We start from the raw sequence: 12476 nt of genomic DNA, 5'->3' as shown, positions 1-12476 counted from the left end.
GTATGGCATGGGATCAAAAGAGAATCCTGCAATTACTCTGGCAGAAAATACTGAAAATACTATTGATGATAAGTGGCAATACAGGATGTAAGTTAGGAGAAACAGCAAAAATCCTAGCCTTTTCCTCATGCTATAATCTAAAAAAACCTGCTATACCCTAGCAGGTTTTTTGTCTTTAACTATTTTGCTGGAACGATTTGTATTTGCAGATTAGCAATCACATCGCTATGAACATGAATTTCAATTACATAATCACCAATTGAATGGATAGGACCTTCAGGCATAACAATTTCACGCTTGCTAACTTCCATAGATTTAGCAATCAAGGCTTCTTTGACCTCATTAGGCCCCACAGAACCATACAGCTTACCTTCGTCACTAGCCATAGCAGCAATAACAACCGTTGTATCGTTCAACAGAGCAGCACGTTGTTCTGCTGCAGCCAAAGTTTTCTGTGCTTTTTTCTCAAGCTCGGCACGACGCTTTTCAAATGCTGCAATATTTTTCTCAGTAGCAAACACAGCTTTGCTTTGTGGAATTAGGAAATTACGGCCATAACCTGGTTTAACATCCACTTTATCGCCCAAATTTCCCAAATTTCTAACTTTCTCTAATAAAATAACTTCCATCTTATTACCCCTATTCTATTTTCCACCTACATTTTGCAGGCGTAATCTAAAATTAAACAAACTATCTAAAACACCAAAAATCACATAGACAGGCAACATAACAAAAGGCACGAGTATTAACGGTATTACTAATAAAAGTAAGGTACCAATTCCTTTGTCTTTAGCCAAAATATTAAAACTTAAGCTAAGCCCCGCACATACATAATATAAAACAAGCACCGGCAAACAGCTGATTGCGACAGGGTTATACTGATATGCCCCAATAGCAACAAGAATCAGTAAAGCAACACCCCATCCGCTTGCACGGAAATTAAGCATTTCTTGCCTATAGCCACCAGGATAAAATACCCTGGCTTGTACAGAGCGAGCCAACATTAGTGAAACAAGCGTCGATACCACAACACTTAAAACCTGTATTCCCACTAAGTAATTGGAAAAAATTACTTGATTTTGACTATCTAACAGACTATTGACAGAATTATCTGGTTCCAATTGTTTGAGTAGTACTTGAACGTACTGGTATTGAGCAGTTATAAACTCAGGAGTTAACCAGTGGATCAAAATAATCCCCAACAGAGCCTGTAAAACGATAAATCCCCCTGTTACTCGCCAACTTGCTGTTGCCCGCAGAACAACAGCAGCTAAATAACAGGGTAGAAAAGCCAGTATAGTGGTAACAAAGGCTCCAAATAAAGGCGTGGACATCAATGACAAGACCAGTAATGAGCTAATCCCAACTACTAATCCTCTAAACCCATCAAGCCAACCTTTACGCAAGGTCACTAATGCAACAATCGCTGCGGATAACCACGCTGTAAACGGTATTAATGCGAAAATGCCAATATACAACAAGGCATAATAATCATTATCCAAAAGGAATTGACCTTGTTTACGTAGTAAGTCACCCAAACGAGTCATTATTATCTATGGCTATCACAATAAGGTAATAAACCCAAGAATCTCGCATGTTTAATGGCTTTAGCCAATTGACGCTGGAAGCGGGTTTGTGTACCAGTAATACGGCTTGGTACAATTTTACCAGTTTCTGTTATGTAATCTTTTAACATGTTTATATCTTTATAGTCGATTTCACATGAACCTTCGGTATTGAAACGACGCATTTTTTTCTACGAAAATAAGCTGACATAATTTAACTACTCCTTAGGCTGCTCGGTCATCTTTTTCTTTTTCATTAACACAGACTGAGCGGTAATCGCCTCTTTCTGATTGATGATTAAATTTCTCAAGATAGCGTCATTAAATTTGAACGCATTTTTTAGCTCATCAAGAGCAACTTGATTACATTCAATATTCATCAGTATGTAGTGTGCCTTGTGTACTTCTTTGATTGGGTAAGCTAACTGTCTGCGTCCCCAGTCCTCTTTACGGTGGATCTGACCACCTTGCTTTGTGATGATCCCTTCATAGCGCTCAACCATTCCTGGTACTTGCTCGCTTTGGTCAGGGTGTACAAGAAACACTATTTCGTAATGTCTCATAGTTTCTCCTTATGGATTATAGCCTTCCTCATATAAGGTAAGGCAAGGTTAAAAAACGCACAATCTTAACTGATTTTTGTCTATGGAGCAAATCTTCGCACTAAATTAAATCGCCTTAAGAATAAGTAAACTACCCCATAAAGAATAAATTATAGGCAAATATGCGCTAGCTAATCGATTACGATGAATTAATGAGTAAAAAATCTGTTTTTTAGTCGTTTTATTACTTTCAAAATTGCCTCAAGAGTTATTAAGGTCTGTTGCTTTTAGACTTTCCATACGATATAACGTACTAAAAACTAAAGAGGTTTTGCATGAATATTGTGACCATCCCATTTGAAGAACCATTGACTGTTCATGTTAATGGTACTGTTGTACAAATAGTCGCTTTTAAAACCTCAGAACATGGTAATATCAAATTCGGTGTAGAAGCTCCCCGCTCAATCCAAGTACATCGTGAAGAAATTTATCACGCCATCAAGCAGAAACAACAAAGTGGTGATGCCGAATAATCGCTTGGTTATGCCTATACAAAACTTTACTAAATATTGTCCCATAATTACGGCCTTTTTTATTTGTAGCTTGGCCATCATCGCCTATGCCGTTAATTTTTGTTTTACCGCTTCCCGGGTAATAATTATTTTCCTCCTAGTACTTCTTTAATAGCCATAGTTTTGCTCTTAACCATGATAGGGGGCTCTCTGCAATTTGGTAAAGATGGCCGTTTTGTGCGCAGAGTACGTGAAATTTTTTATTTCTTCCTGGTGTTAGTAGTCATTGCCTTCGCCACAAATGCGGTTCAATATACTCCTTTTCAGCCGATAGATAAGTATCTAATAGCCATCGAAGCAACCCTGGGTATCAACATGCAAGCAATCGTTGGCTGGACAGCAAGTCACCCACGCTTGCAATTATTACTTGCTTATATTTACGATAGCCTTCATCTGCAAATGAGTATTTTGCCTTTAGCTGTTATTATTGCAGGAAAATTTTCTTATATTCGTGAATATTATTGCCTTTTGCTGGTTACTGTTTTAATTGGTTTTATCTTTTACTATTATCTACCAACCATGGGGCCAGCCAGTTTTATTGCAAGCCCTTATTTTATGGCTGAACAATACGCGACTGGCATTAAATTTACTGAAATTCATCGCTACATCCAGCCTTCAACTATTGAAGGAGGCATGATCGCTATGCCCCTCTTTTCATGCGATATGGGCATGGCTTTGTTATACCTGGTACGTTGTTGGCGTCTTGTCTTTATTTTATTGCTGCCAATTAATATTTTATTATTGGCTTCCTGTATTTTGCTCGGTTGGCATTATCCAATTGATCTACTTGGAAGTTTACTGATTCTTCTTCCTGCTCATAGCCTGTATTTTTACTATAAGAAAAAACTTGAAAATCCTGTAATCGCTAATAAATTAGGGGCTGATCTTTTTAAGAATACCCGTCGGATAACTTAATTCTGAATTGACCACATTCTCATTTATTTTATTTTTGAGCAAACATTTTCTTTAATTGCTCATAAGCAAGCACTTGTAAAGAGCTATTTTTTTGCTCAGCGAGTAAAGGATGGGCTTGGATATAGAGAGTACCTTTATAGAAACCAAATTTTACTGGCTCATTGAGTACACGCACCGGAGTACCAACGCTAACAAAATCAAAGAGGTATTCAATGTCTTCCGGCATCATGCGTATACAACCAGCACTTACCCGTGCTCCGACACCATCGCGACGATTAGTACCATGAATAAGGTAGGTTGGCCATCCTAATCTCAATATATGCCGTCCCAAAGGATTACCATCTCCAGGTGGAAAAACATTTGGTATAGGTACGCCGTTTTTTGCCGCCTCGGCACGTACATTTGCAGTAGGACGCCAAATTGGATCGCGTTCCTTGGTAGTTACTTTGGTTATACCGATTGGAGTTGTCCACCCTTCTCTACCAATTCCTACAGGCATGGTGATCACCACATTATCATTTGGAGGATAATAGTAAAGACGATATTCAGCCAAATTAATAACCAATCCTTCCCGCGGTACTGGCGGCAAAATAAATTGTGAGGGGATTAATAAGCGAGTGTGTGGAGGCAAAGGTCTTGTAGAATCAACTTGTGGGTTAGCTCTCATCATTTCGTAATAGCCAATATCGTATCGAATGCCCACTTCACTTAACGTTTCACCAACTTGAGGACGGGCATACTGAATCTCACCAATAACATCACCCTCCATAGGAAGCACAAAAGTCGTAGCGAATGAGGCATCTATCAGAATAATCATTAATAGGGAGATGAGCAGTATACGCAAAGGATTTAATACAAACATGGCTAATGACTCGAAATGAAATATGGCAAGGAAATGATACCTTGCCATAAAGAGGAGTACAAATACCTTACAAACTGGTATCGGCCTTAAAACGCTCACCATACTGAGCTTCTAATTTAGCGAAAAGCTCATTTAATTTGTCATGGCCAAATTGCTTTGCATAATTCATAGGGCCTCCACGGAATGGAGCAAAACCAGTCGCAAAAATCATTCCTCCATCCAGTAAGTCACTATCCGCAACAACCCCTTCACGCAGACAAGAAGCAGCCTCATTAACCATGCGTAAAATCAAGCGATTAGCGATATCTTTTCCTTTACCTGATTTTGTAGATTTCATTTTTTGCTTGATGGCTTTATCATTCTTATAACGGTAAAAGCCTTGACCTGATTTACGTCCAAGCTTGCCCTCTTTAACCATATCACGTAATTTTTGTGGTACTGTACCCCCAAAATGCGCCGTCAAATTTTCAGCGACGGCAAGGCATACATCCATCCCAACCGTATCTGCTAACTCAACAGGTCCCATGACCATACCAAAATTTTTGGCCGCTTCATCAATTTCTTCACCGCTATACCCCTCTTCCAACAACTGCACACATTCCATAAGATAAGGCATTAAAACTCGGTTTATTAAAAATCCCGGGCTTGATTTGACTGGCAGTGGCAAGCGACCAATCTGATTAACAAAAGCACAAGAGCGTTTGGACACTTCTTTTGCTGTCTTATTGCTACTAACTACTTCGACCAGATCCATCTTCGCAACTGGATTAAAGAAATGGATACCAATCAAGCGAGTGGGATTTTCCATAACTTGACTAATTTCATCGAGTGGAATACTTGATGTATTCGTAGCGATAATAGCTTCTTTATTTGCTTTTTGCTCAACCTCTTTCATGATTGCTTGTTTGACTGCGAGGTTCTCAAACACTGCTTCAATAATTACATCTGCTTTAGCGATACCATAGCCATTTGGATCAGCAAGCAAACGATCCATTGCAGCTTGAATTAATCGTGGTTGTCGCAATTTCTTTTTGAAGAGTGCATAAGCCCGTGCAAGCGCAGGTGCAATTTGCTGGTGAGATTTATCTTGTAGTGTTACTCGCAAACCACGCAAAGCGCACCAAGCAGCAATGTCCCCCCCCATAACACCTGCACCAATCACATGAACATGCTGTGCCTTAAAATCGCTGTCTTTGGCGAAACCTTTCATACGTTCACGCAAGTGGAAAGCACGTATTAAGTTTGTAGCTGTATCACCTTGACTAACTAACTGCTCAACAGAGTCAGCTTCTTTTAAATAAGCTCGTTCACCTACTCCACCCTCCTTTTCCCATAAATCAATAATTGCATAAGGTGCTGGATAATGTTTTTTAAGTACACGTTTGCTGACGTTATAACGAAGCACAGGAGCGAGGATAGCCCGTACTAACGAGTAGTTGCTTAGTGATTGCATAAAAACTTGGCTGATGCTTCGCAGGCTTGTTCTTAATATAATAAACAGCAGCACGCTTTAATTGACGTATAGGCACTACATCATCAACAAATCCTAATTGTTTGGCTTTGTTAGCAGCAATGGGGGCTCCAGTTAAGATAACTTTAGATAAAGCATCAAACCCACCTATCAACCGCGGTAAACGTACTGTTCCACCCCAACCAGGATGGATACCGAGCATAATTTCAGGTAACCCTAAACGGGTATCCTTATCGTCTGTTGCAACCCGATAATCGCAAGCCAGAGCAAGCTCTAGCCCCCCCCCATACAGAAACCATCAATCATGGCAACAGTGGGCATCGACAGAGCTTCCAAACGTGAAAAAACAGCTTGTCCCTGCCTTAAAAAATCAACTGCCTCTGCTGGCGTATCAAACGTTGAAAAAGCATTTACATCAGCACCAGCGATAAATCCTTTAGATTTAGCAGAGTATATAACCAAGCCTATTGCATCTGATTTTTGAGCGATCTCTTGCAAAAGACCATTTAATTCATCTAAAACATCGCTATTGATAGCATTTACCGCTGTATCTTTGCGATTAATACCTAACCAAACAATATGGTCTGCATCTGTTTGGATTTCCCAATGTTTATAATTACTCATGTCCTTTCACCTCTGTCACACGTTCCAGATACATTGCTCCACCTTGTCCACCACCAATGCAAATGGCAGCCATTCCACGATTTCCATTACTATGTTTCAATGACTGCAACACATGTAGCACTATACGAGCACCACTCGCGCCAATTGGATGACCAGCAGCAATCGCTCCTCCCTCTTTATTCAGTTGCGCAAGCAAAGGAGCACCCATTGCCTGTTTCAATCCTAGCTGGGTACGACAATAATCTTCGTCATCCCAAGCAGCTAGACAACCTAATACCTGCGCAGCGAAAGCCTCATTAATTTCCCAGCAATCAAAATCAGCGGGCTTCAAATTATGGCGCTGCATAATCGGTGTAGCCGCATGCACTGGACCTAACCCCATTTGTGAGGGATCAAGAGCAGCCCACTGTGAATCGACAATACAACCCATGACAGGAAGTTTATATTTTTTAACAGCCTCTTCACTAGCCAATAATAACAAACAAGCACCATCGGTAATTTGAGAACTGTTACCGGCTGTAACCATACCATATTTTTTATCAAAAAAGGTTTTAACTTGCCCAATTTTTCCACAGTAGAATCCGGACGAATACCATCATCTTGTGAATAGACACGGCCCTTTGTATCAATAATAGGAACCACTTCATCCATACGTCCCTCAACGAAAGCATGCGCCAAACGCTGATGACTCTCGCTAGCAAAGGCATCCATCTGCTCACGAGTAATATTAAAGCGATAAGCCACTTTCTCGGCCGTTTGTCCCATGTTCATACCAACTATGGGATCGGTCAAACCGCGCAATAAAGCAATTACCGGTGCCAAATAAGAAGGTCTAAATTGAGTGACCAAGCCAAGACGTTGGCCAACGCTTTTAGCGGCAAACCAATTAGCCAACCAGGATGCCATCTTTTGATTGAATAATAAGGGGGCATGACTCATGGCATCAGTACCACCCGCCAAGACCAAGTCACTACGACCATTGGCGATTTGCAAAGCTGCATTATCAAGAGCTTGCATACCAGATGCACAATTTCTCATCACAGTGAATGCCGGGACTTTTTCACCGCACCCCAAACGCAGGGCAACAACTCTCGCGATATTCGCCTCATCAGGACCTGGCATTGCAGAACCAATAATGACTTCATCCAAATCAGTGGGGCTAATAGATTGACGATTTAACAAGGGCATACCGGCAGCTACCGCCAAATCTGACCCGGTAAAAGGACCAACTCCTTTTGCTTTTAAAAACGGTGTTCGACTACCATCTACTACATAGACTCGCCTACCGTTTAAATTCGACTTTTGTTTCATTACTCCTCCTGATACATGTCAATGCAACTGACAAGCGCCAAATTTTTCATGTCAAAGATAACAGTAATCCTAAGCTTTTGGAATTTATCTAAATAAAATCGTTTTTATTAACGGATAATGGTGTTGACGCCACATAAATACCTGATATACTTCGCCTCCATTGACTGGAGAGATGGCCGAGAGGTCGAAGGCGCTCCCCTGCTAAGGGAGTATGGGAGAAATCCCATCGAGGGTTCGAATCCCTCTCTCTCCGCCAGTACACGCGCCCGTAGCTCAGTTGGATAGAGTATCTGGCTACGAACCAGGGGGTCGGAGGTTCGAATCCTTCCGGGCGCGCCATTTTAGATAAAACACACATAAAGACAAATCACTCCGAAATAAAGGCCAATGCACGGATGTACTTGGCCCGGAAGTGTTCGAGCCGAGAGATTCGACAACATGCGAAGCGTTTTGGGTAAACTTCAGTGCGTCGCACAGCGATGAGGAGGTAACACCGTGACCAACAAATCTATCCTCTCCCTCATCTAAATTAAATGCATCAACAGCAAAACGCTCCGAACAAGCTACTATAGCCGGATGCTCGTAAACTATCTTATCTAACTCAATAAAATTATTGACAAAATTTTTACCTGAATCAGTCAAGTAGCGATACCAGGCGAATGTGTTTGCTTATCGGCAAATTCTAGAATTTTCTCAATTGGAATAAGGATTTTCTTAACTCCTGTTTCTTTATCTAAATTGAGATCTATTGCTATTAGATAACATTCTTTACTATTTCCATTGATAAGCTCAATTTTCTTAATTAAAAATTATCCTCTAATTGATCCAGCTCCGACACACCCAATAATCCTTTTCTATCTCTCATGAAATGCAAGGCGTCATCCATTTTGACATCATCAATTAACGATGGTGAAACCCTCCATAACGATGCCCCAGTTTTTCTGGCTGACGGGCAGGATTTTGCTTGAGGTTGTTTTTGGGCCTGTTGGTACAGTTTATAACTTTTAAGAATATTAAATACATTAACGATATGTCGATTAAAACCAGCACCACACCCTGAGCTATAAATGTTATTGATATCATCGATAACATTCATCCCTCGCGCATCAGGTTCGGAATATCGGCCCAGTGGGCCACCTTGGCTGGTAAGATAAATCAAGGCATTTCTTTCTGTTTTTCTAATTGTCTTAAGATGTTCAGCAAGAGCATGAAGCGGTTTAGATAGTACCAAACCTAATCGAGCTTCATTTGCACTCTCACTGCCACTTTCAAGAATTTGCGATTTTTTAGCCACATCACCAATAAGTTCTAAAGTTGTTTCGCTAACCCCATCTGCCAACTCTTTTAGCCCACTCAATTGTTGATTGGCTTCATACGCTTTAGCGATTTCCTTATGTTTTAGTAACTCTCTGACATCAGATTCAGTGAATAAATGCATGGGTAAAGCTTCTTTTATTTCTTCAGAGTCACGTTCCTTATTTTTGAAGTCACGAAAAGCTCCTTGCAATTCCTCCCTATTTTTATATTCATTAAAATCCCAATCATCACTGTTAATAAAATCGGCTATCATATCAATGCTATAGGCGTAACCACTTTCTGAGATAAACAGTTTTTCTTTAGGAATATCGAAAAGATCACCAGAATTTTTGACCTTCATAATTACCTCTAGTTACTTATTTTTAATTATAGTTCGCTGAAGCTGCTCATACCATAAAAACACCGAGGTAAATTGCCAATAATCAGACCTATTAACGAGATTTAATACAATTAAATAATTCAAATAACTACCTGTTAGATTTAATCAATCATTAAAAATTAAAGATGTCTTTATGTTAAAAGGGAGAGATACGAACTATATCGTTGGTTACAAATAAGTCACATAAGAAGAAAATAATTTATTTTGTAGACTGTCGAAGTTTTTTAAATGCCCCCTACGTTTTTACTATCAAGCCGATGTTTAATCGACTGTTTGGATGGCTTAGTTTTTATCCGAGAAGCACGTACGAACATCCCCTTTTTAATGAGACTCATTAATCTTAGCAAGGCGTCATCTCTGTTTTTATCTTGGCTTCTGTAACGCTGTGCTTTTATGACAATCATACCATCCCGGGTAATACGATAATCTCTTAATTGGAGTAATCTGGTTTTTAATTCTGGCGGTAAACTGGATTTCTCTATATTAAAGCGAAGATGTATTGCGGTAGAGACTTTATTGATATGCTGACCACCCGTACCTTGAGCTCGAATTGCTGTTAATTCAATTTCTGACATAGGAATACATAGCGTATTAGTAATTTTCAACATTCTAGGCCTCAACGCTCAAATAACACGTCAGTTGTTGCTTATATTAACACAGAGACTTCCAATCACTGAGTGCAATCCATTTTCTTAATATAAAATTTATGTCCGGTCTATAATAGACTATTATGTATTCGGAAATGATATATGCCTATAAAGAACAATCCTGTTAGCGCCGATCAGTTGCAGAAATTTTCTTATCCAGAGATAAAAACTCCTCAACCAGGAGCCTGTGAGGGTTTTCGCGCCTATAAAGAGAATTACTGGAGCTATTTAAGTACTATTCCCCCCACAACTGCCTCGTCTGCTAATCCGGAAGCAAAAACGTCTCTCTCACGCTCGGAACGAATGGCAAAGATGCGGCAACATTCTCAATTTATGAGTGCACCTGCCACGGGTTGGAAATTCCAAATTTCTTTAGATGATAGCAATCCGCAAAATGTTGAAGACGCTTGGAACAAAGCGATTTTACCTGTTTACTTAAATACGCAGTAAATCGCTCAAAAATATATTCTGGTCCACAGAGGCTTTCTGAGATTGAGAATGGTATTCAAGATGGTAAACAAGTAACAATTTATACCTCATTAAACGCAGATTATACGCCAGAAGACTGGCAAATTTTACTACAAGAAGTCAATGAACTACTTGTTAAAAATAATATTCAACCAGGCCTCGCGCTCAAGGTAAAACAAAGGATAGTAGTTTTTTGAGCTAAACGCTATAAAGGGTAGCAATTTTATAACTTATCAATATGATGCGGGCGAAACAGCATACTCAGATTTTAAATCAAAAGAGTTACCTCCTGGAGTCAAGGATATGTATGCGGATATAAATGTGGACGTTGCCGGTCAACCTCTCCCCAAAGTAAGAAATTTGCCAACAACCTTGTCTAAAGGTGAAGAGGAAGATGAGGCAGTACCTATTAATAGTGACCAGCGCCCCTCTACTCATTAGTATCCTTGTACTGCGTTAAAGTACTCTGTCATGTTCCTGCCGAATCTACTTTACTGTTGGCCTGAGTATGACAATGGTTGCTGCACAATCCACGTTAAGGTTAAATTTTGATGATTTAACAAACAAATACTGCGGACGCGTTAGTAATGAATTTTGCCCAGAAAACCTGTGAATTGCATCAGTAGTTAACCTTCTAAGCTAAAACCACCTCTGGCAAAGTTATGACTCAAGTGGTTTTATTTGACACAGTTTGAAATCTTTTGTTTAATGCAAAAAATTTTACTAACTTATGGAGCGAATCAATGATTAAATCTTTAATCGCAACCAGTCTATTTTTCTTTATTTCCCCTATTTTTGCTTCGAATCACTGCTACCCTCAAACCGATAAATATTATGAAGAAAATATTATTGGGAAGAGAAAAGAGAGTATGGAGGTTAAACTGCTAGGCAGATCTTATGTAGATATTCTGATTTTTAACAAGGATCACACACTGATAGGAAAAATTGCCGATAAAACTGATATCAAGCACGCTGCAAAGGCATTAGTAGGAAAATGGAAAATAAAGAATAGTAAACTCTATATAACTGTTAAAAAATCTTCTGTCCTTATACCTATACCCAACAGTGTTGAAAAGATAGTTTGTATGAATAAAAAATGTATAAAGCAAGCCGTTCTGATCAAACTACTTATACAAGTACCAAGATTTAAGATCTATTAGCTAACCAATAGGTACGAAATTATTGTTAGGTTTAAATACCAACTCAGTATACTGGGTTGGTATTACAGCATCAGCTTATGTGGTGTATACTTAAGCAGTTAATTCTATCTTTTGGCAATGCTATATCAATGAAATCTGGTCATAATCTTGATTGGGCCCACTCACTTGTCAGAGACTGGTTCATCACCAATGTTGGCGAGCCAACGGAACCACAGCGTCAAGGCTGGCTTCACATTCTTGCCGGTAAGACAACCTTAATTTCAGCGCCTACTGGTTCAGGAAAAACTTTTGCTGCTTTTTTAGCCTGTATTGATCAACTGGTTAGAAAATCGCTTGACGGTATTCTTAGTGACGAAACAGAAGTGCTGTATGTCTCACCTTTAAAAGCCTTGAGCAACGACATCCAAAAAGAATTTAATGAATCCACTGACGGGGATTCTGAAACTCGCAAAAAACAAAAAACGTTCCTATGTCAGAGATAAATGTTGCTGTGCGAACCGGTGACACACCACCGAAAGAACGCCTGGCTATGTCTAAAAAGCCACCTCATATTTTAGTTACCACTCCAGAATCCCTTTATATCTTACTAACGGCCGAAAAAAGTCGAGAATTATTAAGAACGGTTAAAACCATCATTGTTGAT

At 39.6% G+C, this 12476-nt stretch carries 16 protein-coding genes, 2 tRNA genes and 2 pseudogenes; 10 read left to right on the top strand and 10 right to left on the bottom strand.

Annotated elements, in window-relative coordinates; translation table 11 throughout:
• Window positions 1-179: 179 nt before the first annotated feature.
• Genes rplI through rpsF form a run of 4 tightly spaced genes read right to left on the bottom strand, consistent with a single transcriptional unit; the run spans window position 180 to window position 2128 of the window.
• Window positions 180-629: a 50S ribosomal protein L9 gene (gene rplI, locus BN58_RS10580; protein WP_019216795.1), complete on the bottom strand. Its 450-nt coding sequence runs from the start codon at window positions 627-629 to the stop codon at window positions 180-182.
• Between the two features lie 15 nt (window positions 630-644).
• On the bottom strand, window positions 645-1547 hold the full coding sequence (locus BN58_RS10575; protein WP_019216794.1) for a hypothetical protein: 903 nt from the start codon (window positions 1545-1547) through the stop codon (window positions 645-647).
• Window positions 1548-1549: 2 nt separating this feature from the next.
• Window positions 1550-1750 (bottom strand): 30S ribosomal protein S18, encoded by a 201-nt coding sequence (rpsR, locus tag BN58_RS10570; RefSeq protein ID WP_026069410.1) that lies wholly within the window; start codon window positions 1748-1750, stop codon window positions 1550-1552.
• 33 nt (window positions 1751-1783) lie between these two features.
• Entirely contained in the window at window positions 1784-2128 is a 345-nt protein-coding gene (rpsF, locus tag BN58_RS10565) for a 30S ribosomal protein S6 (protein WP_019216792.1), read from the bottom strand.
• 314 nt (window positions 2129-2442) lie between these two features.
• On the opposite strand from rpsF, the gene BN58_RS10560 reads away from it, so the two are divergent.
• Complete coding sequence (locus tag BN58_RS10560; RefSeq protein WP_019216791.1) at window positions 2443-2640, top strand: carbon storage regulator; 198 nt, start codon at window positions 2443-2445, stop codon at window positions 2638-2640.
• A gap of 99 nt (window positions 2641-2739) precedes the next feature.
• Complete coding sequence (locus tag BN58_RS10555; RefSeq protein WP_019216790.1) at window positions 2740-3594, top strand: phosphatase PAP2 family protein; 855 nt, start codon at window positions 2740-2742, stop codon at window positions 3592-3594.
• A gap of 28 nt (window positions 3595-3622) precedes the next feature.
• On the opposite strand, the gene BN58_RS24180 is transcribed toward BN58_RS10555, so the two are convergent.
• From BN58_RS24180 to BN58_RS37765, 4 genes and pseudogenes are all read right to left on the bottom strand, one after another.
• Window positions 3623-4456 carry a L,D-transpeptidase family protein gene (locus BN58_RS24180; protein ID WP_083852176.1) on the bottom strand — a complete coding sequence of 278 codons (834 nt, stop codon included), beginning with the start codon at window positions 4454-4456 and terminating at the stop codon, window positions 3623-3625.
• Window positions 4457-4523: 67 nt separating this feature from the next.
• Window positions 4524-6551, bottom strand: a pseudogene (locus BN58_RS24175) (3-hydroxyacyl-CoA dehydrogenase NAD-binding domain-containing protein).
• A complete protein-coding gene (locus BN58_RS37770) occupies window positions 6544-6933 on the bottom strand; it encodes an acetyl-CoA C-acetyltransferase (protein ID WP_408605481.1) in 390 nt (129 codons plus the stop codon). The pseudogene BN58_RS24175 and the gene BN58_RS37770 overlap by 8 nt, the downstream one beginning before the upstream one ends.
• Window positions 6934-7068: 135 nt before the next feature.
• Window positions 7069-7862, bottom strand: a pseudogene (locus tag BN58_RS37765) (thiolase family protein); the annotation flags it as partial.
• Window positions 7863-8028: 166 nt separating this feature from the next.
• Here BN58_RS37765 and BN58_RS10535 point away from each other — a divergent pair.
• Both BN58_RS10535 and BN58_RS10530 read left to right on the top strand, forming a co-directional pair.
• Window positions 8029-8118 (top strand) — tRNA-Ser (locus BN58_RS10535).
• A gap of 6 nt (window positions 8119-8124) precedes the next feature.
• A tRNA-Arg gene (locus tag BN58_RS10530) sits at window positions 8125-8201 on the top strand.
• A gap of 463 nt (window positions 8202-8664) precedes the next feature.
• On the opposite strand, the gene BN58_RS10525 is transcribed toward BN58_RS10530, so the two are convergent.
• Both BN58_RS10525 and arfB read right to left on the bottom strand, forming a co-directional pair.
• The gene (locus tag BN58_RS10525; protein ID WP_019216788.1) at window positions 8665-9519 is read right to left on the bottom strand and encodes a hypothetical protein; all 855 of its coding nucleotides are present in this window, start codon (window positions 9517-9519) and stop codon (window positions 8665-8667) included.
• A gap of 263 nt (window positions 9520-9782) precedes the next feature.
• Window positions 9783-10166, bottom strand: a complete 384-nt coding sequence (gene arfB, locus BN58_RS10520; protein ID WP_019216787.1) for an alternative ribosome rescue aminoacyl-tRNA hydrolase ArfB — start codon at window positions 10164-10166, stop codon at window positions 9783-9785.
• Between the two features lie 141 nt (window positions 10167-10307).
• On the opposite strand from arfB, the gene BN58_RS10515 reads away from it, so the two are divergent.
• The 6 genes from BN58_RS10515 to BN58_RS37005 all read left to right on the top strand — a co-directional run.
• Window positions 10308-10655, top strand: coding sequence for a hypothetical protein (locus BN58_RS10515; protein ID WP_019216786.1), 348 nt, complete (start codon window positions 10308-10310; stop codon window positions 10653-10655).
• The gene (locus BN58_RS10510) at window positions 10613-10870 is read left to right on the top strand and encodes a hypothetical protein (RefSeq protein WP_019216785.1); all 258 of its coding nucleotides are present in this window, start codon (window positions 10613-10615) and stop codon (window positions 10868-10870) included. The genes BN58_RS10515 and BN58_RS10510 overlap by 43 nt, the downstream gene beginning before the upstream one ends.
• A 106-nt stretch (window positions 10871-10976) precedes the next feature.
• Window positions 10977-11114 carry a hypothetical protein gene (locus tag BN58_RS30865; protein WP_019216784.1) on the top strand — a complete coding sequence of 46 codons (138 nt, stop codon included), beginning with the start codon at window positions 10977-10979 and terminating at the stop codon, window positions 11112-11114.
• A gap of 302 nt (window positions 11115-11416) precedes the next feature.
• A complete protein-coding gene (locus BN58_RS10500; protein ID WP_019216783.1) occupies window positions 11417-11833 on the top strand; it encodes a hypothetical protein in 417 nt (138 codons plus the stop codon).
• Between the two features lie 128 nt (window positions 11834-11961).
• The gene (locus BN58_RS10495) at window positions 11962-12315 is read left to right on the top strand and encodes a DEAD/DEAH box helicase (RefSeq protein ID WP_019216782.1); all 354 of its coding nucleotides are present in this window, start codon (window positions 11962-11964) and stop codon (window positions 12313-12315) included.
• On the top strand, window positions 12303-12476 hold a 174-nt coding region (locus BN58_RS37005; RefSeq protein ID WP_332247954.1), incomplete at its 3' end, for a DEAD/DEAH box helicase. The genes BN58_RS10495 and BN58_RS37005, both read left to right, overlap by 13 nt.

Origin of the sequence: Legionella tunisiensis, from assembly GCF_000308315.1 — a bacterium.
In the GTDB taxonomy this organism is placed as follows: Bacteria; Pseudomonadota; Gammaproteobacteria; order Legionellales; family Legionellaceae; genus Tatlockia; species Tatlockia tunisiensis.
This window is presented reverse-complemented; position numbering and strand designations above follow the sequence as displayed.